The sequence below is a fragment of the Peptoniphilus mikwangii genome (genome assembly GCF_000468535.1).
In the GTDB taxonomy this organism is placed as follows: domain Bacteria; phylum Bacillota; class Clostridia; order Tissierellales; family Peptoniphilaceae; genus Anaerosphaera; species Anaerosphaera mikwangii.
On sequence record NZ_AUQY01000002.1, the window covers coordinates 486,116 to 511,227 of the forward strand.

Sequence of the window (25,112 nt, forward strand, 5' to 3'; positions counted from 1 at the left end):
TTATTTTCTATCTTCAGGATAATTTTCTTGTATAAATGTTTGCTTTTCCTCTTGACATTGTGGACAAGTCCAGTCATCAGGTAACTTATCAAATGTTGTTCCTGCATCTATTTCACCTTCCGGATCTCCTATATTAGGATCATATTCATATCCACAACCCGGACATACATATACTCCATAAGTCGGTGCTAATTTTCTCGGTTTAGATCTTCTAACCTTCTTCATCGGAGGTGCAGGTTTCTTTTCTTCTGTTCCTAAAGCTTCTGCAAGTAAAGGCATAATTTCGTTCATATCTCCAACTATACCATAATCACAATTTTTAAAGATTGGTGCTGAACCGTTTTTATTTATTGCAACTATTGTAGATGCATCCTTTATACCTTTAAGATGTTGGCTTGCTCCTGAGATTCCAAGTGCTATATATAAATTTCCTTTGAATTTTTGTCCGGACATACCAACATATCTTTCAAGCGGTACATACTTTAATGTTTCAGCAACAGGTCTTGATGAACCAAGTGCAGCTCCTGCAGCATGTGCAAGTTTTTTTGCATGTTCCATATTTTCTGCCGCCCCTATTCCTTTACCGACACTTACTACTCTTTCAGCATCTGATATCGGAGTATTTATATCAATTCCTACAGAAAAATCATATCCGTCTTTCTTTAAGTTTTTAACAAGTTCATCAACAGCTTCCTTTGCTGTATCCGCTTTTATAATTTCTCTCTTTCTTTCTCCTGTTATAGGACCCGCTTTTTTCATTGCGGCAGCTACCGGACTGCTTCCACCGCGTTTAGGAAGTTTTCCGATAATATGAGATGCTATAACTACTCTTTGAATTTCATTTGTTCCTTCATAAATAGTTGTAATCTTTGCATCACGATAGAATCTTTCTACATCCATTCCCTTTAGATATCCGTTTCCGCCATGAATTTGAAGTGCGTCATTTACAATTTCAAGTGCAACATCTGATGCATATTGTTTAGCCATTGCAGATTCCATACCATAATTTTCATGGTTATGTTTCATTTCCGCTGCTGAATATACTAAGAATCTTGCAGCTCTTAGTTTAGTTGCCATATCAGCTAATTTAAACGAAATTATTTGTTGTTGTGCAATAGGTCTTCCAAATTGTATTCTTTCTTTTGCATATTTTAGTGCTGCTTCATAAGCACCTTGTGCAATACCAAGTGCTTGAGATGCAATCCCAATACGTCCTCCGTCAAGAGTTTGCATTGCAATTCTGAATCCTTGTCCTTCTTTACCAAGTAGGTTTTCCTTAGGAACTTTTACATTGTTAAATATAAGCTCTGCTGTTGAAGATGATCTTATACCTAATTTATCATAATGATCTCCGAAGCTGAATCCTTCCCATCCTTTTTCAACTATGAAAGCTGAAATTCCATGTGTTCCAATACCCGGAGTTGTTACTGCAAATACAACATAGAAGTCTGCTTTAGGTGCATTTGTTATAAATATTTTTCCACCATTCAAAATATAATAATCTCCATCTAGCTCTGCTGTTGTTTCAGTACCGCCGGCATCACTTCCGGCTTCAGGTTCAGTTAAACCAAATGCTCCGATTTTTTCTCCGTTTGCAAGAGGAACTAAGTATTTTTGTTTTTGTTCTTCAGTTCCAAATGCTTCTATAGGATAAGTTCCAAGTGAAGTATGTGCTGATAAAATTACACCAACACCGCCATCTACTCTTGAAAGTTCTTCTACTGCTATAGCATAAGAAATAACATCTTTTCCTGCTCCGCCATACTCTTTTGAATATGGAAGTCCCATCCATCCATTTTCACCGATTTTCTTTACAATTTCATCAGGAAATTCATTGTTTTGATCAAGCGAAAAAGCTATTGGTTTAATTTCAGCCTCCGCAAATTCTCTTACTGCCTTACGTAGTTCTTCATGTTCCTGATTTGTCTTAAATAACATGTGTTTACCCCCTTTAAGATCTTCTTTACTTTCAATAATCTCATCTTTTTCTTTTAAATTTTTATCTGTCATATCCTTACAAGTTTCTTCAGTTAAAACTTCAAGCTTTTCTTCTGCATTTTCTGTACTGTGTTTAGAATTTTTTGAACTGTTCTTGGTATAAGATTCGGTTTTATTTCCCTTTTTCTTTTTAAAGAAACTCACTTTACATACCTCCACAATCAAATACAAAACCTTTAAAAACGTTTTCTGAAAGTTAAAAAACAAAAACATCATCACGTTAATATCGTTTTATATTAATTTAAAATAATATACTATAATAATATAGTATGGATTGTGGAATGTCAACACTTTTAAAAATAAATCTTTAAAAAAATATAATTTTTTTATTTTAATATTAACTTATTTACAGTAATCTTAACTAATCCATATTTATAAACTCATATTCAACTTCAAGTTCATCAAAAAATCTGAGTAGATCTTTAAATTCTATATTTAAAGTTGTAGTGTTAATGAAAGGATGTATGCCGAGAGTTGTATTGATATCAAGTGAATCGTCAATAAGAACTTTTACTTTTTTATTTTCATCATAAAATAATCCAAGAGGCGTTACAGCACTTACCTTACATTTTAAATACTCATCTAAATTTTCAAGAGATGCAAATGAAAGTCTTTTTTCTCCAATTTTTTCACCAAGTTCTGAAATATTTAATTCTTTAGATTCTTCTATTATTATAAAATAAATATTTTTTGCTTTTTTATTTTTTAATACAAGATTTTTGACCTGTTGACCTTCTACTAAATTTAAATTTCCTATTAGTGTTTCAATCGGCTCATGGTCAAATCTAACATATGAAATATTATATTTATCAAGTAATTCATAAGCTGTTTTTTCGTTCATAATACACCCTCCTATCAGTAAATCTTTTTAATATATTACCCACTTACCCGTCAATACGAACAAATATATTGAATTATTTTTAACTCAATATTATTGATGAAACTATATAGTTTTATCTTCACACTAATTGCCAAGTTAATGTATAAGAAAAAATGGCATACTCAGTATAATTACTGACTATGCCATTTAAAAAACTTAAATTGATTTAAAAATTATATAGTATATTTAATTAATTTTTTCAAACTAATTTTCAATTAATTTTATTTTACATCCCCATCATCAAACGGATCTCCACATTCGGGACAGAATTTTGGAGGGTTCTTTGGATCTGACGGTTCCCATCCACATTTATCACATTTATACTGTAATGCACCTGTCGGTTTCGGACTCCCACATTCCATGCAGAATTTCCCTTTATTCTTGACTCCACATTCACAAGTCCAAAACAATTCTTCAGGCTTTTGACTTCCACATTCCATACAAAACTTTCCTGTGTTTCCACTTGTTCCGCAACTACAAGTCCATCCTACAGGTGTCTCTGTTGTTTGCGATGCTACCTGTTGTGTCTGTGCTTGTTCCTGTCCCATATTAAACAGACCTTGTGCATTCATTCCTCCGGCACTATTTGCCATATTCATTCCGGCAAATGCCATGAATGCTCCACTTTCATTTGATGCGGCAGATTTCATTGCCTCCGCTTGAGAACCTACAAGATGTGCCGCTGCCATAGTTGGATTTCTGAATGCAGCGTTTCGTTGTATTTCCTTAATCATATTTTCATCTTCTTCAGATGCTTTTACCGAACTTACTCCAAATTCGGTTATTTCTATTCCGTAGTGCTTGCCCCATTTATCGGATAAAATATCATTTAATATATTTGATAAATCTTGAGCATGACCCGGAAGAGCACTATACCTTATTCCCATTTCGGATATTCTTGCAAATGCAGGCTGAAGTGCTGTAAGTAATTCACTTCTAAGCTGAGATTCTATTCTATCTCTATAAAATTCATCATCAACATTTCCGCAAATGTTTTTATAAAATAAAATTGGATCTGTTATTTTATAAACATACTCACCATGACATCTTATAGATATATCAATGTCAAGTCCGATATTTGTATCCACAACTCTAAATGGAACTGCATTCACAGTGCCATATTTATTCCCTATTATGTCCTTCAGATTGAAGAAATATACTCTCTGATCTTTACCGGTATCTCCTCCCATTGTAAATCTCTTTACAAATGTATCAAAAGTCTTTTTTACTTCTTCTTTTAAATCCCCGTAAAATATACTTGGTTCTGTAGAATTGTCAAATACAAATTCTCCTGCTTCTGCACTTACTTCCGCTATTGCTCCCTGGTCAACTATGATCATACATTGACCTTCATTTATTGCAATTATTGAACCGTTCGTTATTATATTGTCGCTTCCCTTATCATTAAATGATTTTTTAGCTTTTCTCTTTTCGCCTTTCCTAACTAATACATCTTCCAGCATTTCAGAGCAATAAAAATATTCTCTCCACTGATCTGCCAATACAGATGAAGCTGCTCCCAATCCAACTTTAAGAAGTCCCATACTAATCCTCCTACATTATATATTTTCCAATTATAGAATAAACATTATTAACTATTGCCGCTGAATTTGAACTGTCTTTATTTAAATAGTAAATTGCAAATATTACTGCGGATGCAATAATAATTGCAAGTAAAACTTTCGGTATTGAAATAGGAGATTCTCCACTTACCTTACCGGTTTGACCGTTTACTACAAATTGATATACTTTATTTTTATATTTAAATGACGATATCCAAATTGGCAACAATATATATTTATATGTTATATTTGAAAATTCAGTATCAATATCCACATTTTTCGTATGCTGTGCATTATTTTCTCTTAAAATTTTATTATCAATTTTCCCGCTTATTATACCTGAAATTTTTCTCTTTACAATTTCCCAGGCACTTTTCATTTTAACAGTATACCTTTCAGCCATAAATCCCGCCATATATTCAGGCTTATATTCTACAACTTGTGTTGTGTCAAACGGCTCTATTCCGGAAAGCATCTTTTCATTTTGAATACTTGAACCGCAACAAAGCATATCATCAACCGAATAAGAAAAATCTCCTCTTGTACTATGCCAAATTACCTCTATATGATCCTTGCCCTCCGAATCTTTATAATGTCTGTCTATACCATATTGCCCTGAATATCTGCTATATGTATCTGCATCGAAAGTCCAATATGGGACATATACTCCCTTAAATGCTGTCGGTTTTGCACTCTCCTTTGCAAGATTCGGACAAAACAGTTTTTTCTTAATCCAATCTTTAAATTTACCGCCTGCCATTTTTGAATCAAGCTTAAATACAACAACACCACCCGGCGCCATAATATCCTTATCTTTTTCATTCATTACCTGATTTGAACCGCAATAAGGACACTCATTGGATATTTGATTGACATCATAAATTGTTTCAGCTCCACATGATTTACATATTACCGTCTTTGTCTTGGTTCCCCAATCACATAAAGCATTTTCTTCCGCACTGTCAAAATCAAGCTCAACGGCAACAAAATCGGTATTTTCAACTTCTATTTGTTCCTCTGCTCCGCAGTATGGACATTTTAAACCCCCTGTATTTGGATTAAAATCCATTACTCCTCCACAACTTGGACACTTTTTATCGGTTTCTTTCATTGTATCTACACGATTAATCTGCTCATCAAAACTTTTATTCCGATCTTCCGCTCCGTTATAATTTTCTTCTTTCATTTCTATCGCCACCTTTCATAAAAATTAAACATTTTATATTTACATATGCATCAGCACTAAAAGTTATAATTAGTTTACCATATTATTGTATGTTTTTCATCAGTAATATACAAATACACATTATTATATAAAAATAAGGGAGGTTTCCCTCCCCCATCACCAAGTTTTATGCAAATCCCATTGCTACCGCAGCAACTACAAATACAGTTGCTACTACAAACAGTAATGCCTGCATTTTAATTTGGAATTTAGCCCATTTTCCCCATTCAAGTCTTGCTGCTCCAAGAACTGCCATTAAAAGTCCCGATGTAGGAACTATTAAATTTGTCAATCCATCTCCAAGTTGAAATGCAAGAACTGCAACTTGTCTTGTAACTCCGGCTAAATCGGCAAGCGGTGCCATTAGAGGCATTGTTAAAGATGCCTGTCCTGAACCTGATACTACAAAAAAGTTAAATACTGATTGAAATACATACATTATCCAAGCTGATATTGTTGGAGAAAGCTTTGAAATTCCACTTGCTGCAGTATTTAATATAGTATTTAAAACTGTTCCGTTAGTAGGGTCTGTACCTCCAAGCACAAATATTATACCTTGTGCCATACCTACTACCATCGCAGGTCCAAGTAAATCCTTAGCTCCGTTTCTAAATGATACTGCCATATTGTTTAATGACATATTATTCAATTTAAAAATTATTCCGATTATACCTGCTACTATTCCCATTGTGAAAAATTGAGTTGCTATTTCAGGAATATAATATCCCTTTTTAGTAACTCCCCATACTACCCAAACCATAGTTAAAACTAAATCAAGTATAATCAACTTATGTCCTAAATTAAATTCCATAGAAGTATTTTTACTCTTTTCAAAATCTTCTCTAAAATATGCATCAGATTCATAAGATACTGAACGTCTTGGGTCTTTTCTTATTTTTTTCGCATAAATCATAGTATATACAATAACTATAAAGTTGAAAATACACCACATTGCAATTCTGAAATTAGCTCCGGATAGAACAGGAATTCCCGATATACCCTGTGCAACAGCTACAGAAAACGGATTCATCCAAGAAGTTGCAAAACCTATTTGAGTTGCAACATAAGTTATTATAATTCCGACAACCGCATCATATCCCATGGCTATTACCATCGGAACCACTATCATTACAAACGGAATAGCCTCTTCGCCCATTCCAAATACCGCTCCTCCAAGCGAGAATAATAAAAACAATACGGGAAGTAAAATAACCTCTTTTCCATTTAGCTTATCTATCATTCTCATGATTCCGCCTTCAATGGCACCTGTTGAAAGAACTATTCCAAAAGCTCCGCCAATTACTAAAATAAATGCAACTACTCCAACAGCACTTCCATACTTATCACCTGTTACAAGTCCTTCAAACATATAATTCAAAAAACCTGAACCGCCGTCTTCATCAGATGCAAAAACTTTTACTCCTTCTTTAACAGGAGAACCTGCATCATCTGTAACATACTCAAATGTTCCATTTTTAATTACCGTTCTCGTCTTGTCTTTTCCATCTACAGTATAAGTTATTTCCTCCGTTTCAAAGTGTCCCTTGGGAACAACATAGGTTAAAAGTGCCGCAAATAATACTACAAAGAAAATAATTATAAAAGTATCAGGCATTTTAATTTCTTTCTTCTTGTCCATAATTTACCTCCTTTTTATTTATTATACACTATAAAGAAATTAATATAAAGCATAGTTACAAACTATAAAAAAAGTTCCCTAAAATTAGAGAACTTTAAAATACTTCTATACTTGCTTTTTCAATAACTACATCTTCAACAGGCTTATCTCTGAATCCTACAGAAACAGACGCTATTTCATCTACTACATCCATTCCGTCAAATACTTGTCCAAAAACAGAGTGCTTACCATCAAGCCAATATGTGCCTCCCAAATTTTCATAAACATCTACAACTTCATCAGGATATCCTTTTTCTTCTCCTGCAGATCTCATTTGTCTAATTATATCTTCTTCAACAGGACCCATTTGTACTATAAAAAATTGTGAACCGTTTGTATTTGGACCTGCATTTGCCATAGATAGAGCCCCTCTAAAATTTCTATAATTCAAATTAAACTCATCTTCAAACGATTTTCCCCAGATACTTTCTCCTCCCATTCCTGTTCCGGTAGGGTCTCCGCCTTGTATCATAAAATTATCAATTACTCTATGAAAAATAGTATTATCATAATATCCTTTTTTTATAAGTTCTTTAAAATTCTCAACAGCTTTCGGTGCAGCTTCTTCAAATAGTCTGATCTTAATAACTCCATGATTAGTCTTAATTACTGCAACTTCTTCTCCCTTAACAGGCTCTTTTAATTGATTTAACATAATACTCCTCCTAAATAATTTCATCCATTTTACTTACATACATATTCATATTTTCTCTAAATCCTGATGTCTTATCAGATATATACTTATAACAAATTATAATAACTATTCCTTTTATAACACTTGAAATACTTATAGCCGCCCAAATTCCATCTACACCAAAAATCGGAATTAAAAATATTGCCATAGGTATCCTAAATACATTAAATATAACCGCATTTATAGCGGGATATTTTGTAAGTCCAAGCCCATTTAACATGCCGGTTGTTCCTATCTCATAGACCATGAAAATTTCTGATATTGCATTAATCATAAGATAGCTGCTTCCAATCTTTATTACATCCATATCATTAATGAATATTTTAAAAATCGGCTCTCTTGCGAAAAAAAGTAATGATGCTGCAAGTACCCCTACTGTTGTAAGTATTTTTAATCCCTTTTTTCTACATTCCAAAATTCTCTCAAAGTTTTTTGCTCCGTAATTTTGTCCGAAAATTGAACTGAACGCAGTCGAAAATCCCTCCGCACTCATCCATGATACAGACTCTATCTGAGCTCCTATCGCAAATGCAGCTATACTTGCAGCTCCAAAATCAGCTATAAACCTATTTAATCTTATACCTACAAGTGCATGAATTATAGATTGAAGTGATGCAGGTACACCAAGTTTAAAAATATATATTATTCTATTTATATTAATTTTTTTAAAATAATTTATTCTCACATAAATTTCTCTATCTTTTATACCAAGATAAATAAAAATGAAAAATGCTATTGCCTGTGCAAGTACAGTTGCTATTGCAGCTCCTTCTATACCAAGATTCGGAAACGGACCGAGTCCAAATATTAAAATCGGATCTGCAATAATGTTAAATATTAATGCTACCGTAGATACTTTAAACGGTGTAGTGCTGTTTCCTCTTGCATAATACACACTTTCTATTGCCGGAACCCAAAATGTAAATATAAGTCCGAAAGTAATTATATTAAAATATTTTACAGCAAGAATTTCTACCTCATGATCGAGTCTGTAAAATCCGAGAATATCATCCCTAAATACAGTATATATAAGTGTGAGAGCTGTCCATATTAAAAAATTCACTTGAAAACCGCTTCGAGCAACTTCCCCCAAATCTCTGTTATCTCTCTTCCCATAAGCTTGACTCATTCCAACGGAAAGTCCTGTCCTGGAAATCAAAATCAACGACTGTGCAATCCATATAAAAAAACCGCAACACCCGACTGCAGCAACAGCTTCAGTTGATAGTTTTCCTACCCAAATCAAATCTACAAGAGAATATGCCATTTGAATAAAAGCAGTTCCCATTAGAGGAAGCGAAAGCCTTATTATTGAATTTGTTATACTCCCATTTAATAAATCAATATCCTTACTCATATTCACTCTCTAAATAAAATTTTATTAACAATCTCCCTGATCTGTAATTATTATCGGCCCGTCTTTTGTTATTGCAATCTGATGCTCATATTGAGCTGACAGTGAACCGTCTTTTGTCCTTGCAGTCCATCCGTCATCATCAATTATAAGATCCGGACCTCCCGCATTAATCATAGGCTCAATAGTAAATACCATTCCCTCTCTAATCCTAAGCCCTCTTCCCGGCTTTCCGTAGTGAAGAACCTGCGGATCTTCGTGCATTTCTTTTCCTATTCCATGACCTACAAACTCTCTTACAACTGAATATCCGTTGCTTTCGGCATAAGTTTGAATTGCATGTCCTATATCCCCAAGTCTGTTACCTATTTTAGCTTGTTCTATTCCAAGATACATACATTTTCTTGTAACTTCAAGTAAATTATGAGCTTCTTCTGAAACAGTTCCTACTTCATAACTCCATGCGGAATCTGCCAAATATCCGTCTACATTGACAACCATATCAATAGTTATAATATCGCCATCTTTTAATACATACTCTCCGGGAAATCCATGACAAATTTCATCATTTACAGATGCACAAATTGAGTAGGGAAATCCTTCATATCCCTTCTGTTCAGGATATGCTCCTCTATCTTTTAAAAACTCCTCTACGAATCTGTCAAGCTCAATAGTCTTTACTCCCGGCTTAACTCTGTTTCTAAGTTCATGATGAACTTGAGATAGGAGCTTTCCCGCAATAATCATTTTTTGTATTTCTTCTTCAGTTTTTATTATTACCATAACTACATCTCCTTAATAACCTCTGTTAAATCTAAATCATTAACAGCCCAATTGTAAGCTTCCTTATTTATATTAACTGCCCTCTTTAAATCTAAAAGAGCCCCCTCTTTATCACCAAGTCTCGCCTTTGAACATGCCCTATTGTAAAAAAGATTTACACTTTCGGGATTATATTCTATTCCCTCATTTAAAATCTCAATAGCTCTGTTAAAATCTTTAAGTTCAATATAAATTGCAGAGATATTTAGATAAATATAGGGATTTTTTTCCTCGTTCTTAGCCTTAAAATAATATTCAAGCGCAACATTATTATCTCCCAAAGCCTTATATACTACTCCCATATTATAAAGTGCTCTAAAATAATTAGGATTAATTTTAAGACTGCACTCAAAATAATGCTTCGCCATATCATAACACTTTTGTTCTTCATATATACAGCCAATGTCATTATAACTTATATAATCTTCGGAATCTATATCTATACATTTTTTAAAACAGCGAAGGGCTGCATTTTTATCTCCTGTTTTATCATAGCAATGACCAAGATAATAATATGCCCTATCATAATTATCATCATACTCTATTGCAAGTTTATAATACTTGATACTCTCTTCTACACTGCCATTTAAAAAATCATTTGTAAACGCAACTCCATAATACGCACCGCTTCTTGTACTATCAATCTCAATAATTTTTTCAAAACATATTTTAGCACTTAAATACTCTTCAAAAATTAAATATATATCTGAAATTTCAAATAACACATCTATTTTCTTATCAAGTGTTGTGGCAAACTCAAGTGCCTTATTATATGCATTTAAAGCTGATTTTAAGTCATCTTTGCTTACAAAATCATTAGCTATAATAATATAATTGTTATATTTTTCATTAAAATTCAAATACACAGTCAAAATTGACCTCCCTTATCATTATATCAAAAAAAATAAAGTGTGGTATAATTTACTTAATATTTGGAGGTATTAATGAGAAGATTCTTATCATTTAACGATTATTTCAAAGAAAAATTTAATACAAAAATCGCAAAGCTGTCACTTGACATAGGAAGTACATGCCCCAACAGAGACGGAACTTTAAGTTACAGAGGTTGTATATTTTGTTCTGAAAGAGGAAGCGGAGATTTTGCCGGGGATAGATTATTGTCAATAGATAACCAAATAAATCAGCAAAAATATCTCCTTTCTAAAAAATGGAACGCCACAAAATTTATTGCATACTTTCAAAATTTCACAAACACATATGGAAACATAGAATCTCTTGAAAAAATATATACCTACGTAATTAAAAGAGATGATATCATAGGATTATCAATTGCAACAAGAGCTGATTGTCTTGGAGACGATGTTATGGAAATGCTAAAAAGACTAAATGAAAAAACTTTTCTATGGCTTGAAATAGGAATGCAAACTATAAATGAAAATACAATAAACATAATCAATAGAGGATATAGTCATAAAATCTTTGATGAAAATGTTAAAAAATTAAAAAATAATAATATAAAATTTCTGACTCATATAATTTTCGGACTCCCCTATGAAACTAAAGAAGATATGTTAAATACAGTAAAGTATGTCAAAGCTCTACATCCTTTCGGTATAAAATTTCATTCTTTATATATTCAAAATGACTCTGATTTATATAACTATTACTTGGAAAATAAATTTGATATTATATCCAAAGACGATTATATAAATCTTGTTTGTGACAGTATAGAAATATTGCCAAAAGATATTGTAATTCATCGGCTTACGGGAGATGCAGATAAGAAAAAACTGATTGAACCGAAATGGTGTGCCGATAAACTTTCTGTAATATCATCAATAGATAAAGAACTTAAAAATAGAAACTTACCTATAATAATATAAATACAACATAACTTCAATTAAAAAGAGTGAAAGAATAAAACCCTTCACTCTTTAATATTATATTTTTTTACATTTCAATTTAATGCACGAATAGAATTCAGAACCGCAATTACAGTTACTCCCACATCGGCAAAAACCGCTACCCACATAGTAGTAAGTCCCAATGCGCCAAGTATAAGAACTAAAATTTTTACAAATAATGCAAAAAATATATTTTGATAAATTATTTTTTTTGTCTTATTTGAAATTTTAATTGCTGTTGCTATTTTAGAAAGTTCGTCATTCATAATAACAATATCTGCCGCATCAATTGCACTATCAGAACCAATAGTTCCCATAGCTACCCCTATGTCAGCCCTTGAAAGAACAGGCGCATCATTTACTCCATCTCCTACAAACAAAACTTTATTTGTAGCTTTCTTCATAATCTCTTCAAGCTTTTCTACCTTTTCATTAGGAAGCAAATCTCCATAACAGTCGTTAATTCCTATACTGTTTGAAGTTAATTTCGTATTCTCCTCATTATCTCCTGACAGTATAGTTAGATGCATACCAAGTTTTTTAAGTTTTCTTATTTCTTTCCATGCCTCATCCTTAACACTGTCTGAAATAACTATGCTGCCTATGCAGCTCCCCGCTTTTGCAACATACACTACAACTCCGGATTCATGCAAAGTTTCAAACTCTATATTATTCTCCTTCAAAAGTTTTCCGTTACCGACAAAAATTTTATCGCCATTTAATGTATATACTATCCCTTTTCCCGGATACTCATTAAAATCCTCAGCATCTTCAAAATAAGAATTATCTCTCTTTAAAATTGCAGTAGCTATGGGATGAGTAGATGTCCGTTCTGCCGTTACAGCATATTTTAAAATCTCCTTATCAGAAAACTCCCCTACAGGTTTTATATCTGAAATTTCAAAAATACCCTTAGTTATTGTACCTGTTTTATCAAAAACTATATTTGAAACATCACTTAACGCCTCAAGGTAATTTCCACCCTTTACAAAAATTCCATTTTTGGATGCTGAACCAATCCCTGCAAAAACTCCAAGCGGTACCGAAATTACAAATGCACAAGGACAGCTTATTACAAGAAAAATACATGCTCTGAAAAATGCATCATAAAAACTTAAAATTCCCCTTAACGGAAGTATTACAGTAATTAATACAGCAAGTAAAACTACAATCGGAGTATATACTTTTGCAAATTTTGTAATAATTTTTTCTGTTTTAGATTTTCTTACAGCAGAATTCTCTACAAGTTCTAATATTTTAGCAACCGTAGTATTTTCATAATTCTTCTGAACCTCTACCTTCAACGGTCTATCAATATTAATACACCCTGAAATTACTTCATCCCCACTATCTATAAATCTTGGAATTGATTCTCCCGTTATATTTGAAGTATCAAGATTACTATTCCCGTCAATTACAACTCCATCAAGCGGAACTTTTTCTCCTGGTCTTATAAAAATAATATCTCCAATATTTACATCTTTGGGGTCAACCTCTTTTATAATATCTCCAATTAAAACATTTGCATATTCCGCCTTCAATTCAAGTACCTTTGAAATAGAATTTCTTGAATTTTCAAGAGCAATATTCTCAAACAACTGACCAACTTTATAGAACAACATAACAGCAACAGCTTCAGGATACTCTCCGACAACAAATGCACCGATAGATGCAACGCTCATTAAAAATCTTTCATCAAAAACTTCACCTTTTATGACATTTTTAGCTGCAGACACTATAACTTCTTGCCCTAAATATAGATATAAAAGTAAATACACTACAAGTTTAAATACATCCGGAATTTTTAAAATTACAGTTAAAATCAATGCAGCCAAAATTGCTGCAAACTTTAAAAATTCCATCTTATAATCAAAAATACTTATTTTCTTAAGCTCTGTATTTGATTTTTTTAAATCTGCTTTTTCAACAACAACTTCAGGCTCAATTCTGTCCACTATCACCTTAACTTCATTAAAAATAGAATCTCTGTCCGCACTGTCTTCAATAAGTAAATTAAATTTTTCATTTGTGAAATCATAGTTTGCAGATTTAACACCTCCAAGAACGGAAGTAGCCTCTTCTATTTTTTTAGTACAATGTGCACAATTAAGTCCCCTTAAATAAATTATATACTCACTGCAAATTGTCATGTTGTGTTCATGTCCAATATGCTTTAAATGCGTTGAAATATTATTTAAAATTTCAGATGCTGATATATCTTCATGACTCTCAATCACAATTTCGCCATTATCATTATATACTCTATCAATTCCTTCAATTTGATGACTGTGATTTCTTATATCATCACTACAAACTTCACAATCCAAATTCTTTAATTTGTATTTCATATCGGCTCCCTCCTATCAGTATTTGTATACTTGTTTATTTGTTCATATAATTTAATTATATTTTATCTTATTACAAATATCTTGTCAAGAAAAACCATATATTAAAAATAAGTTATTAAATATTTACTACTGAATTAATTTTTAAATATGAATAAAACTATAATTTCAAAAATTTTTTATTCATTTAAAACAATGAAATTTATAAATAATATACTAAATAAAAACTGTAAATATAATTTTTGAAATTAAGCAAATTGAAATGAAGATTTATATAGTTAATGAAAAATAATAGCATAACATTCGTATCATACAAGGATAATTATTAAATCATACAACAAAAAAACCTTATAATTATAAAATTACAAGGTTTTACTTGGTGCACCGTGGAGGATTCGAACCCCTGACCTTCTGGTCCGTAGCCAGACGCTCTATCCAGCTGAGCTAACGGTGCATATATGGAGCGGATGACGAGATTCGAACTCGCGACCCTCGCCTTGGCAAGGCGATGCTCTACCACTGAGCCACATCCGCATATTATTAAATTTAAATGGTGGAGGAGAGTGGATTTGAACCACTGAAAGCTGTGCTAACGGATTTACAGTCCGTCCCCTTTGGCCAACTCGGGAACTCCTCCTTGATTTCTCTTGGAGCTGGTGAGAGGACTTGAACCCCCAACCTACTGATTACAAGTCAGTTGCTCTACCAATTGAGCTACACCAGCACTTCTTTTTCCCTTTTTCTTTGGCGACCTGGATCGGGCTCGAACCGACGACCTCCAGCGTGACAGGCTGGCATTCTAACCAACTGAACTACCAGGCCTCGTTAGAACTCTCTCTTTATTTAAATGGTGGGCACAATAGGGCTCGAACCTATGACCCCCTGCTTGTAAGGCAGATGCTCTCCCAACTGAGCTATGCGCCCATTTATTTTGGTGACCCTGCCGGGAATCGAACCCGGGATACCACCGTGAAAGGGTGGTGTCTTAACCGCTTGACCACAGGGCCTGATTTTTTTGGTAGCGGGAGCAGGATTTGAACCTACGACCTTCGGGTTATGAGCCCGACGAGCTACCGGACTGCTCCATCCCGCGCCATTCTTTTTTTACACCTTTTTTTGGTGCCGAGGACCGGAATCGAACCGGTACGGTGTTTTACCACCGCAGGATTTTAAGTCCTGTGCGTCTGCCAGTTCCGCCACCCCGGCATTTCTGGCTCTCAGGGTGGGACTCGAACCCACAACCTACCGGTTAACAGCCGGTTGCTCCACCATTGAGCTACCTAAGATCATTTGTCGCTTATTTAGCGACTTCTTTTGTTTTTACAATCCGGCAATACCTACTCTCCCGGGCCGTCGCCAGCCAAGTACCATCGGCGTATTGAGCCTTAACTTCTGTGTTCGGTATGGTTACAGGTGTTTCCCTCTTACTTTCGTTACCGGATACCATTTAACTACAAATCTTTCTTCTTTCTTGGTCAAGTCTTCGACCTATTAGTACTCTTTAGCTTAAAACATTGCTGCTCTTACACCTTGAGCCTATCTACCTCGTTTTCTTCAAGGGGTCTTATCTTTTCAGGGGAAATCTCATCTCGAGGGGGGCTTCGTGCTTAGATGCCTTCAGCTCTTATCCCTTCCTAACTTAGCTACTCAGCCGTGCACTTGGCAGTGCAACTGATTCACCAGAGGTTAGTCCATCCCGGTCCTCTCGTACTAAGGACAGCTCCTCTCAAATTTCCTACGCCCACGACGGATAGGGACCGAACTGTCTCACGACGTTCTGAACCCAGCTCGCGTGCCTCTTTAATGGGCGAACAGCCCAACCCTTGGGACCTACTTCAGCCCCAGGATGAGACGAGCCGACATCGAGGTGCCAAACCTCCCCGTCGATGTGGACTCTTGGGGGAGATAAGCCTGTTATCCCCGGGGTAGCTTTTATCCGTTGAGCGATGGCCCTTCCACTCGGTACCACCGGATCACTAAGTCCTAGTTTCCTATCTGCTCGACTTGTTGGTCTCGCAGTTAAGCTCCCTTCTGCCTTTGCACTCTTCGCACGATTTCCGTCCGTGCTGAGGGAACCTTTGAACGCCTCCGTTACTTTTTGGGAGGCGACCGCCCCAGTCAAACTGCCCGACTGACAGTGTCCCTTCCCCTGATTCAAGGGGTTAGGTTAGAATTCTAAGCTTAAAAGAGTGGTATCCCAAGGTTGACTCCACTAATACTGGCGTACTAGCTTCTTTGTCTCCCACCTATCCTGTACATTTAAACTCAAAATCCAATGTCAGCCTACAGTAAAGCTCCACGGGGTCTTTCCGTCCTGTCGTGGGTAAGCGGCATCTTTACCGCTACTACAATTTCACCGGATCCTTTGTTGAGACAGTGCCCAAATCGTTACACCTTTCGTGCGGGTCGGAACTTACCCGACAAGGAATTTCGCTACCTTAGGACCGTTATAGTTACGGCCGCCGTTTACTGGGGCTTCAGTTCTATGCTTCGAATTGCTCCTAACATTTTCCCTTAACCTTCCAGCACCGGGCAGGTGTCAGCTCCTATACTTCGTCTTTCGACTTTGCAGAAACTTATGTTTTTGGTAAACAGTCGCTTGGGCCTTTTTACTGCGGCCCCCTTTTACAGGGGCTCCCCTTCTCGCTAACTTACGGGGTCATTTTGCCGAGTTCCTTAACAAAGGTTCTTCCGCTCGTCTTAGGATTCTCTCCTCTCCTACCTGTGTCGGTTTGCGGTACGGGCGATATGTTACTTGATAGTGGCTTTTCTTGGCAGTGTGGAGTCATATCCTTCTCTACTTGTTTTTCGATCCGCATCACACTTTAGTGTTCTTAGAATAGGGATTTGCCTCTATTCCCACCTTTGTGCTTGCACGCCTCACCAACTGGGCGCTGCTACTATCCTCCTGCGTCCCCACTTACTTTCTTACGCTTCATATCGGTACAGGAATTTCCACCTGTTGTCCATCGACTACGCTTTTCAGCCTCGCCTTAGGTCCCGACTTACCCTGAGTGGACGAGCCTTCCTCAGGAATCCTTAGGTTTTCGACGGGTGAGATTCTCACTCACCTTTCGCTACTCATGCCAGCATTCTCTCTTCTGTAAAATCCACATCGGCTTACGCCTTATGCTTCGTCTCTTACACATTGCTCCTCTACCACTACTTTCGTAGTCCACAGCTTCGGTATATAGTTTAGCCCCGGTTATCTTCGGCGCAGAGTCACTTGACCAGTGAGCTATTACGCACTCTTTGAATGTATGGCTGCTTCTAAGCCAACATCCTGGTTGTCTGAGTAACTCCACATCCTTTCCCACTTAACTATTATTTTGGGACCTTAGCTGGTGGTCTGGGCTGTTTCCCTTTCGACAATGAAGCTCATCCCACATTGTCTGACTCCTTAGTGCTTGATTTGGTATTCGGAGTTTGATACGTATTAGTAATCTTACAGACCCCTCTACGATTCAGTGCTCTACCCCCTCATCATTGATCACTAAAGGCTAGCCCTAAAGCTATTTCGAGGAGAACCAGCTATCTCCGTGTTCGTTTGGCTTTTCACCCCTATCCACAGGTCATCCGATAGCTTTTAAACGCTACCCGGTTCGAGCCTCCATTGAATTTTACTTCAACTTCACTCTGCCCATGGATAGATCACACGGTTTCGGGTCTATGACATCTAACTTTCGCCCTATTAAGACTCGATTTCTCTACGGCTCCGGTACTTTATACTTTAACCTTGCTAGATATCATAACTCGCTGGCCCGTTCTACAAAAAGTACACGATCCTGGCTTTTGCCAGTTTCGCTGCTTGTAAACATTAGGTTTCAGTTTCTATTTCACTCCCCTCCCGGGGTTCTTTTCACCTTTCCCTCACGGTACTTGTTCGCTATCGGTCACCAAGTAGTATTTAGCCTTGGGGGGTGGTCCCCCCATTTTCCCACAAGGTTTCTCGTGTCTCGTGGTACTCTTTTGTGCCGGTATTTCTTCGCCTTCGTTTACAGGACTGTTACCTTCTTTGGTTCATCTTCCCAAATGATTCTACTGGCTATTTATACTTTATGCACGGTTGGGCTCTATCCTGTTCGCTCGCCGCTACTTGGGATATCGAGTTTTCTTTCTTTTCCTCGGGTTACTTAGATGTTTCAGTTCACCCGGTTCGCTTCTTTAAGTTATTTATTCGCTTAAAGATACCTTTTTAAGGTGGGTTTCCCCATTCGGATATCTGTGGGTCGATGGATATTTGCTCCTTACCACAGCTTTTCGCAGCTTGTCACGTCCTTCTTCGCCTCTTGGTGCCTAGGCATTCACCTAATGCTCTTTTTTACTTGACCTTTGTTATATTTATTTCTAAATTTAACTTCTTTTCCAGTGTTCTTGTCTTTTCTTTATTTCTTCTGAAATTTAAGTTTTGACTTTCTTCTAGATTTGTAGTTTTCATGGTTCTTTTAATGATTTTCATCATTACTGGTGGACCTGGGAGGACTCGAACCTCCGACCTCACGCTTATCAGGCGTGCGCTCTAACCACCTGAGCTACAAGTCCATAAATTAATTCAAAACTATATAGTTTTGAATTGGATTTTTTTATATATAATTAATAGTGTAAGAGCTTAGAACCAAGCTCTCTTTGGTTTGTTGTGTGTCCTTCACTTTTGATTACTGCCTTTCCTTTTACAGTCCAACAGTTAATCTCCTTAGAAAGGAGGTGATCCAGCCGCACCTTCCGATACGGCTACCTTGTTACGACTTCACCCCAGTCATTAACCCTACCTTCGACTGCTGCTCCCCTAAGGTTAGCTCACAGGCTTCGGGTATTGCCAACTCCCATGGTGTGACGGGCGGTGTGTACAAGACCCGGGAACGCATTCACCGCAGCATTCTGATCTGCGATTACTAGCAACTCCGACTTCATGTTCTCGAGTTGCAGAGAACAATCCGAACTGAGATCGGCTTTTTGAGATTTGCTTACTTTCACAAGTTTGCTACCCTTTGTTCCGACCATTGTAGCACGTGTGTAGCCCAGGGCATATAGGGCATGATGATTTGACGTCATCCCCACCTTCCTCCGATTTATCATCGGCAGTCCCTTTAGAGTTCCCATCTTTACATGCTGGCAACTAAAGGTAAGGGTTGCGCTCGTTGCGGGACTTAACCCAACATCTCACGACACGAGCTGACGACAACCATGCACCACCTGTATAGCGGTTTCCGAAGAAAAGTATTTATCTCTAAATATGTCCACTATATGTCAAGCCCTGGTAAGGTTCTTCGCGTTGCTTCGAATTAAACCACATGCTCCGCTGCTTGTGCGGGTCCCCGTCAATTCCTTTGAGTTTCATACTTGCGTACGTACTCCCCAGGCGGAGTGCTTATTGTGTTTACTGCGGCACCGAGATTACTCCCGACACCTAGCACTCATCGTTTACAGCGTGGACTACCAGGGTATCTAATCCTGTTTGCTCCCCACGCTTTCGTTCCTCAGCGTCAGTTTGTGTCCAGTAAGTCGCCTTCGCCACCGGTATTCCTCCTAATATCTACGCATTTCACCGCTACACTAGGAATTCCACTTACCTCTCCACATCTCAAGAAAAACAGTTTCAAATGCTTACGAGGGTTAAGCCCTCGCCTTTCACACCTGACTTGCTTTTCCGCCTGCGAACCCTTTACGCCCAGTGATTCCGGACAACGCTAGCCCCCTACGTATTACCGCGGCTGCTGGCACGTAGTTAGCCGGGGCTTCCTCCTATGGTACCGTCATTATCTTCCCATAGGACAGAGCTTTACGATTCGAAAACCTTCTTCGCTCACGCGGCGTCGCTGCATCAGGGTTCCCCCCATTGTGCAATATTCCCCACTGCTGCCTCCCGTAGGAGTTTGGACCGTCTCTCAGTTCCAATGTGGCCGTTCACCCTCTCAGGCCGGCTACTGATCGCTATCTTGGTGAGCCGTTACCTCACCAACTAATTAATCAGACGCGAGTCCATCTTTGACCGCTAAACGCTTTGATTTCCATGTCATGCGACTTGGAAATGTTATTGGGTATTAATCACGGTTTCCCGAGGCTATCCCCATGTCAAAGGCAGGTTACTCACGTGTTACTCACCCGTCCGCCGCTAATCCAAGGTTTCTTTGTCCCGAAGAACTCCAAATCCTTTTCATCGCTCGACTTGCATGTGTTAGGCGCGCCGCCAGCGTTCGTCCTGAGCCAGGATCAAACTCTCAATTGAAATTTGTATCCTTAGCTTTCAGTTTCTTTCACTGACTTTTTCCGCTAAGCTTTTTGCTTTGCTTGTGTTTCTTTCTCTTACACTATTTAATTATCAAGGTTTGCCACTCTTAAAGTAGCTTTAATATTATATAACGCCTTTTGTTCTTTTGTCAAGAACTTTTTTCAGGCTTTTTGTCAACTTACTTCGTCGACTTCATTAGTTTACCATTTGATTTTTCATGTGTCAATATGATTTTTTATAATTCATTCACTATTTTTAAAAGTTCATCATTTGGGCTTATATGATATGCTTTCTTTAAATATTCTTTGTATTCTATATTGCCGATATTAAACAAAAGCATACCTAAATTATAATTTAAAATATAGCTGTCCGCTATTAAATCTATTGCCTGTTTGTAATTTCCCACCGCTAAATTTTCTTCTCCCAACGATATAAGGCATATCGACTTTTGATTATAATAATTTTCTATTTTTTCATTTATTTTAATTGCTTCTTCTATACTGTTTAATGCTTCTGTTTTAAATCCTAAATTATATTGGCATATACTGAACAGATAATATAATTCGTCTTTATTGGGATATAAATCCGAAACTTTTTGAAGTATTTTATATGCCTCCTGAAACTTTCCATAGCTTATATATGTTTGTGATGTTTCAATATTTGCATAATCTTCTAATTCCTGTAAATTATCTCTGACTTCATTTTTTAATACTTCCATATCTTCGGAAGCTGTATTTAAAAATTTTTCAAAGTACAATTTCGATTTGAGATAATTTTTTAATCCTTGATTTATAAAGCCGAGTCTATAATAACAGAGTGAGTTCTTATCATTCACTTTCAGTATATTTTCATATCCGTTTATTATATCTTTTAATAGTTTGGATTTCTCATCGTCTTTCAGTTTGTTTAAGTTTTCGTTATATATTTTTTCGATTATGTTTATCTTCGTAAATTCTACTTCTTCATCATATTCAAGTAATAATTCCGCTGATTTAATATAAATATAACTATCAATATAATTGCTGTTTTTTGATGCCATATAGCTTAAATACATTATATATTCTTTAAGGTTTTTTATTGTAGAGTTAATTATTTTTACATAATCATCACTGTATTTAAAGTCCGGTTCTATTCCGAGCAAATAAACTATAGCTTCATCTATTATTTCTATATTTATATTTTCACCAAGTTCCCCTTTTTTTATTCCTCCTATTAAACTGTTTAAATTAATCGGAAGAGGTGTTTCTGTATCTAATTCTATATTTCCGACTTTAGTTTTAGACTTTAATTCTAAAAATACTATATTCTTCAAGCTATCTTTTACTATTTTTTCTAAATCCATTATATTTCACCCATATATTGTCTTTTTCTCATTGTACTTCTACTAAGTATGTTAAATAGAGCTCCTCTGAAAATAACATATACCGCTGTAAGAAATGATGAGCCTACAAACTTAAAAATATTTGCAGCATTAAATTTTATTCCCGTCAACAATGATATAGGGTTATATAGTAGAGTCAGTGTATCATATTTTCCTACTGCCAAATAAATTACTCCCAAATAAATGAATAACGGAACTAACCAGTGTAATGCATTGTCTTTCATAAATTCTAAACTATAGCTATAAGCTGATATATATGATTCTCCTCTAATATATACCGCTTCACTTATCGGATTTAATAAAATAAAAATTACAAACGATAATATAAAGTACAAGTCACCGACAAATGATGTAATGTAAGATATCAGTATCATTATAAAATACACTGAATATATTTGCCTGAAATTTTTTGTAAAAGTATTTCCTATATTATTAAATCGTATTCTATTATAGCTGTTTATATCCGAAAGAAATTCAAAATAACTTGACATTATTAATGAATATAATACAGGAGCTAAAAATCCCATAATATATGTATTTCCCAATAGCGTTGTTGTGAACATACCGAATATTATCGTAGATGCAAATATCAACAGCCCATATATCATCGGAAATAATAACACTACCGGATTTTTCTTTATTCTTATTTCGGTTTCTTTAATCGCCTTTAAATAAACCATTTTTAAATCGTCCATATAATTCATTTAATCACCTCTATTATTATTGACTACTTTACATTATAAATAAAATCAAAAATTTTTTCCAGCTAATATAATTATATTAAAGAAAGTATTTGAGAAAATTGTAAATAAATACTATACTTATATATATGCTTAGGAGGTAATGATGAAATTTAATTTTAAAAAGAAATTTTTATGTTTGCTTTTCTCGTTAATTATAATACTGTTGCCAAATTCAAATGTATTTGCAAAACAGGGCTTTACGGAAACTATAAGTCCGGGAGTTGTCAGAGAAGAGCACATCGTAGATTATGACGGCAAAAGCACTGTTATAAATTTATTAAAGTGCGATTTGACTAATCCGTACTTAAATCTTTCAGTTGTCGCAGGTAAGGGAAAATATACTAAAAGAGCAACTGTATCTGAAATGGCAAACGCAACAGATGCAACTGCACTTGTAAATGGTGATTTTTTTAATATGATACTTCAAGGTTCGCCTGAAGGCCCGTCAATTATAGAAGGAAAGCTGCAAAGCTCACCTTGTGTATATACAGGACTGTATTCTCTCGGTATTACATCAGATAATACCGCTATGATTGAACAAATTTCATTTAGCGGAAAAGTAACTGCTCCAAATGGAAAATCATATCCAATTGACGGACTTAACAAATCATATTATTGGTATGAACCTACAAACGAATATTCTCATCAAAATAAAATTCAGCTATACAATGATTTTTGGGCTTCAAAATCAAGAGGAGACAAAAAAAATACTGAAATATTAGTAAATTCCGATGGAGTAATTGAAAAAATAAGTGAAAGTAAAAATTTTGACTTTAGCGTACCGGATGGAAAATATATACTTCAAGTGGAAGGTAAAGCTTACGAATTTATAAAGTCAAACGTAAAAATCGGCGATAAAATAAATATTGAATATGCAATAACTCCGGATAAAGATTTTAAATTTCTGATAGGAGGACACGCACTGTTAGTAGATAATGGTGAAGTTGTAAAATATACTAAAGATATAAACGTACTTGGTGGAGTTAGAGCAAGAACAGCCGCAGGTATATCTCAAGATGGAAAAACTCTATATATTGCATCTGCCGAAGGTAGAACAAAAAGAAGTTCAGGATTAAAACTATCTCAATTATCAGATTTTATGAAATCTATCGGAGCTTACAAAGCACTTAATTTAGATGGCGGAGGATCTACTGCAATGGTTCTTAAAAATCTTGGAGAATTTGAAAGAACAAGAGTTATAAATCCGGAACGAAACGCAGGAGAAAGAAAAGTTGTAAGCGGTATTGGAATTTTCAACACTGCTCCTGATTCAAACGTAGTTGCGGGAGTTAAAATAAAAGGTCCTAACATAATGGTAGTTGGCGAAAGTGCAGAATTCGGACTCGGTGGTGCTTGGAATGAAAATCTGAAACCGATAAAAACTGATAATTTAAAATATTCTTTACTCGGTATGAATCAGGAAGACGGAACTTGGAATGAAAACTTATTTTTGGCACTTGTTCCCGGTGAAATTAATCTGATTTTATCCACTGAAGAAGGTATATCTGCAACAAAAAAAATCGAAGTCAAAGATTTTAACTATATCGAAAAATTAATAGTCAGTACAGATAAAAAAAGAATTGCTGAAAATGAGACGTTAAATGTAACCACTAAAGCAATACTCAAAAATAAGAAAGAAGTTATTTTAAGTCCGAGAGTTTTAGCATATGCTTTAGATGGGTTTAACGGAGAATTTGATCAAAACGGAAACTTAAAAATTCTTTCATTTAACGGAAAAGCTGTATCGGACATAATTGTAAATGCAGGAAGTATAAGTTCCGTTGCAAAGATCTATGATCACAGTGCAAAACTCATCAAAATGAATATAGACAAAAAATCCTATATGATAAATGAAGAAAATAAAACAATGGATTCAGCTCCATTTATTAAAAATGACAGAACCTTTGTACCTGTTAGATTTATAGTTGAAGGCTTTGGAGGAGATATATCTTATGACGAAACTGCAAAAACAGTAAATATCTTATATGCTGATAAGAATATAAGCATACCGTTAAATGAAAAATATATATCTATAAATGGTAATAACCAGGAAATAGATGCGGCAGCTTTTATAAAAGACGGAAGAACTTTTGTACCAATCAGGTTTATTGCAGAAGCGCTTGGAATGGATGTGTCCTATGAAGGAAGCTCAAAAACAATTTCAATACTTGAAATTCCAAACAATGCTCAAGATGTTATTCCTCAAACTCAACCTGAAAATGTAGAACATCCTAAAACAAACTCGAATAAAAATACTGTAAATAAAAATCAAAACAGTACAGTTCCAAACTAAAATAATTAAAACAAAAAATCCTTTTATTAGATTAAATCTAATA

At 35.5% G+C, this 25,112-nt stretch carries 14 protein-coding genes, 11 tRNA genes and 3 rRNA genes; 2 read left to right on the plus strand and 26 right to left on the minus strand.

The features are described 5' to 3' along the window. The 9 genes from M915_RS07365 to M915_RS02770 all read right to left on the minus strand — a co-directional run bounded on the left by M915_RS07365 (nucleotide 1) and on the right by M915_RS02770 (nucleotide 11,079). The gene (locus M915_RS07365) at nucleotides 1–1,938 is read right to left on the minus strand and encodes an acyl-CoA dehydrogenase family protein (RefSeq protein WP_081689742.1); all 1,938 of its coding nucleotides are present in this window, start codon (nucleotides 1,936–1,938) and stop codon (nucleotides 1–3) included. Nucleotides 1,939–2,359: 421 nt separating this feature from the next. After that, complete coding sequence (locus tag M915_RS02735) at nucleotides 2,360–2,839, minus strand: YbaK/EbsC family protein (protein ID WP_036729124.1); 480 nt, start codon at nucleotides 2,837–2,839, stop codon at nucleotides 2,360–2,362. Between the two features lie 260 nt (nucleotides 2,840–3,099). After that, nucleotides 3,100–4,422 carry an SPFH domain-containing protein gene (locus M915_RS02740; protein WP_036729126.1) on the minus strand — a complete coding sequence of 441 codons (1,323 nt, stop codon included), beginning with the start codon at nucleotides 4,420–4,422 and terminating at the stop codon, nucleotides 3,100–3,102. A gap of 10 nt (nucleotides 4,423–4,432) precedes the next feature. Next, entirely contained in the window at nucleotides 4,433–5,626 is a 1,194-nt protein-coding gene (locus tag M915_RS02745) for a hypothetical protein (RefSeq protein ID WP_009222637.1), read from the minus strand. Nucleotides 5,627–5,792: 166 nt separating this feature from the next. Next, nucleotides 5,793–7,304: a putative basic amino acid antiporter YfcC gene (yfcC, locus tag M915_RS02750; RefSeq protein WP_009222636.1), complete on the minus strand. Its 1,512-nt coding sequence runs from the start codon at nucleotides 7,302–7,304 to the stop codon at nucleotides 5,793–5,795. A gap of 94 nt (nucleotides 7,305–7,398) precedes the next feature. Continuing rightward, nucleotides 7,399–7,998 carry a peptidylprolyl isomerase gene (locus tag M915_RS02755; RefSeq protein WP_036729130.1) on the minus strand — a complete coding sequence of 200 codons (600 nt, stop codon included), beginning with the start codon at nucleotides 7,996–7,998 and terminating at the stop codon, nucleotides 7,399–7,401. Nucleotides 7,999–8,008: 10 nt separating this feature from the next. Next, nucleotides 8,009–9,394, minus strand: coding sequence for an MATE family efflux transporter (locus M915_RS02760; RefSeq protein ID WP_036729133.1), 1,386 nt, complete (start codon nucleotides 9,392–9,394; stop codon nucleotides 8,009–8,011). Nucleotides 9,395–9,418: 24 nt separating this feature from the next. Then, nucleotides 9,419–10,174, minus strand: coding sequence for a type I methionyl aminopeptidase (map, locus tag M915_RS02765; protein WP_009222634.1), 756 nt, complete (start codon nucleotides 10,172–10,174; stop codon nucleotides 9,419–9,421). Between the two features lie 2 nt (nucleotides 10,175–10,176). After that, nucleotides 10,177–11,079, minus strand: coding sequence for a tetratricopeptide repeat protein (locus tag M915_RS02770; RefSeq protein ID WP_235043762.1), 903 nt, complete (start codon nucleotides 11,077–11,079; stop codon nucleotides 10,177–10,179). 78 nt (nucleotides 11,080–11,157) lie between these two features. Between M915_RS02770 and M915_RS02775 the strand changes: the two genes are divergently transcribed. Continuing rightward, the gene (locus M915_RS02775) at nucleotides 11,158–12,057 is read left to right on the plus strand and encodes a TIGR01212 family radical SAM protein (RefSeq protein WP_036729136.1); all 900 of its coding nucleotides are present in this window, start codon (nucleotides 11,158–11,160) and stop codon (nucleotides 12,055–12,057) included. Between the two features lie 74 nt (nucleotides 12,058–12,131). Here M915_RS02775 and M915_RS02780 read toward each other — a convergent pair whose 3' ends face one another. From M915_RS02780 to M915_RS02860, 17 genes are all read right to left on the minus strand, one after another. Further along, the gene (locus tag M915_RS02780; protein ID WP_036729139.1) at nucleotides 12,132–14,426 is read right to left on the minus strand and encodes a heavy metal translocating P-type ATPase; all 2,295 of its coding nucleotides are present in this window, start codon (nucleotides 14,424–14,426) and stop codon (nucleotides 12,132–12,134) included. A 374-nt stretch (nucleotides 14,427–14,800) separates the two neighbouring features. Continuing rightward, nucleotides 14,801–14,877 (minus strand) — tRNA-Arg (locus M915_RS02785). 5 nt (nucleotides 14,878–14,882) lie between these two features. Then, a tRNA-Gly gene (locus tag M915_RS02790) sits at nucleotides 14,883–14,957 on the minus strand. Nucleotides 14,958–14,974: 17 nt separating this feature from the next. Beyond that, nucleotides 14,975–15,060 (minus strand) — tRNA-Tyr (locus M915_RS02795). 11 nt (nucleotides 15,061–15,071) lie between these two features. Next, a tRNA-Thr gene (locus M915_RS02800) sits at nucleotides 15,072–15,147 on the minus strand. Nucleotides 15,148–15,168: 21 nt separating this feature from the next. Then, a tRNA-Asp gene (locus M915_RS02805) sits at nucleotides 15,169–15,245 on the minus strand. Between the two features lie 26 nt (nucleotides 15,246–15,271). After that, nucleotides 15,272–15,347, minus strand: a tRNA-Val gene (locus M915_RS02810). Nucleotides 15,348–15,355: 8 nt separating this feature from the next. Then, nucleotides 15,356–15,430, minus strand: a tRNA-Glu gene (locus M915_RS02815). A 9-nt stretch (nucleotides 15,431–15,439) separates the two neighbouring features. Next, nucleotides 15,440–15,516 (minus strand) — tRNA-Met (locus M915_RS02820). Nucleotides 15,517–15,540: 24 nt separating this feature from the next. Then, nucleotides 15,541–15,629: transfer RNA gene (locus M915_RS02825), tRNA-Leu, on the minus strand. 5 nt (nucleotides 15,630–15,634) lie between these two features. Beyond that, nucleotides 15,635–15,709, minus strand: a tRNA-Asn gene (locus tag M915_RS02830). A 39-nt stretch (nucleotides 15,710–15,748) separates the two neighbouring features. After that, nucleotides 15,749–15,864, minus strand: a 5S ribosomal RNA gene (gene rrf / locus M915_RS02835). Between the two features lie 30 nt (nucleotides 15,865–15,894). Next, nucleotides 15,895–18,754, minus strand: a 23S ribosomal RNA gene (locus M915_RS02840). Nucleotides 18,755–18,888: 134 nt separating this feature from the next. Next, a tRNA-Ile gene (locus tag M915_RS02845) sits at nucleotides 18,889–18,965 on the minus strand. Between the two features lie 155 nt (nucleotides 18,966–19,120). Beyond that, nucleotides 19,121–20,649 (minus strand): 16S ribosomal RNA (locus tag M915_RS02850). The 16S, 23S and 5S rRNA genes sit together here with 11 tRNA genes alongside, the layout of an rRNA operon. Nucleotides 20,650–20,887: 238 nt before the next feature. Next, entirely contained in the window at nucleotides 20,888–21,994 is a 1,107-nt protein-coding gene (locus M915_RS02855; protein ID WP_036729142.1) for a tetratricopeptide repeat protein, read from the minus strand. Then, complete coding sequence (locus M915_RS02860) at nucleotides 21,994–22,737, minus strand: hypothetical protein (protein WP_036729144.1); 744 nt, start codon at nucleotides 22,735–22,737, stop codon at nucleotides 21,994–21,996. The genes M915_RS02855 and M915_RS02860 overlap by 1 nt, the downstream gene beginning before the upstream one ends. A 142-nt stretch (nucleotides 22,738–22,879) precedes the next feature. Between M915_RS02860 and M915_RS02865 the strand changes: the two genes are divergently transcribed. Beyond that, nucleotides 22,880–25,069: a stalk domain-containing protein gene (locus M915_RS02865; protein WP_036729775.1), complete on the plus strand. Its 2,190-nt coding sequence runs from the start codon at nucleotides 22,880–22,882 to the stop codon at nucleotides 25,067–25,069. The last annotated feature ends 43 nt before the right edge of the window (nucleotides 25,070–25,112 follow it).

Bases quoted from the DNA above. Each gene is read 5' to 3' on its own strand.
- M915_RS07365 (WP_081689742.1), bottom strand. From the start codon at position 1,938: ATGTTATTTAAGACAAATCAGGAACATGAAGAACTACGTAAGGCAGTA.
- M915_RS02865 (WP_036729775.1), top strand. From the start codon at position 22,880: ATGAAATTTAATTTTAAAAAGAAATTTTTATGTTTGCTTTTCTCGTTA.
- M915_RS02740 (WP_036729126.1), bottom strand. From the start codon at position 4,422: ATGGGACTTCTTAAAGTTGGATTGGGAGCAGCTTCATCTGTATTGGCA.
- M915_RS02755 (WP_036729130.1), bottom strand. From the start codon at position 7,998: ATGTTAAATCAATTAAAAGAGCCTGTTAAGGGAGAAGAAGTTGCAGTA.
- yfcC (WP_009222636.1), bottom strand. From the start codon at position 7,304: ATGGACAAGAAGAAAGAAATTAAAATGCCTGATACTTTTATAATTATT.
- M915_RS02780 (WP_036729139.1), bottom strand. From the start codon at position 14,426: ATGAAATACAAATTAAAGAATTTGGATTGTGAAGTTTGTAGTGATGAT.
- M915_RS02855 (WP_036729142.1), bottom strand. From the start codon at position 21,994: ATGGATTTAGAAAAAATAGTAAAAGATAGCTTGAAGAATATAGTATTT.
- M915_RS02760 (WP_036729133.1), bottom strand. From the start codon at position 9,394: ATGAGTAAGGATATTGATTTATTAAATGGGAGTATAACAAATTCAATA.
- map (WP_009222634.1), bottom strand. From the start codon at position 10,174: ATGGTAATAATAAAAACTGAAGAAGAAATACAAAAAATGATTATTGCG.
- M915_RS02735 (WP_036729124.1), bottom strand. From the start codon at position 2,839: ATGAACGAAAAAACAGCTTATGAATTACTTGATAAATATAATATTTCA.
- M915_RS02775 (WP_036729136.1), top strand. From the start codon at position 11,158: ATGAGAAGATTCTTATCATTTAACGATTATTTCAAAGAAAAATTTAAT.
- M915_RS02860 (WP_036729144.1), bottom strand. From the start codon at position 22,737: ATGAATTATATGGACGATTTAAAAATGGTTTATTTAAAGGCGATTAAA.
- M915_RS02745 (WP_009222637.1), bottom strand. From the start codon at position 5,626: ATGAAAGAAGAAAATTATAACGGAGCGGAAGATCGGAATAAAAGTTTT.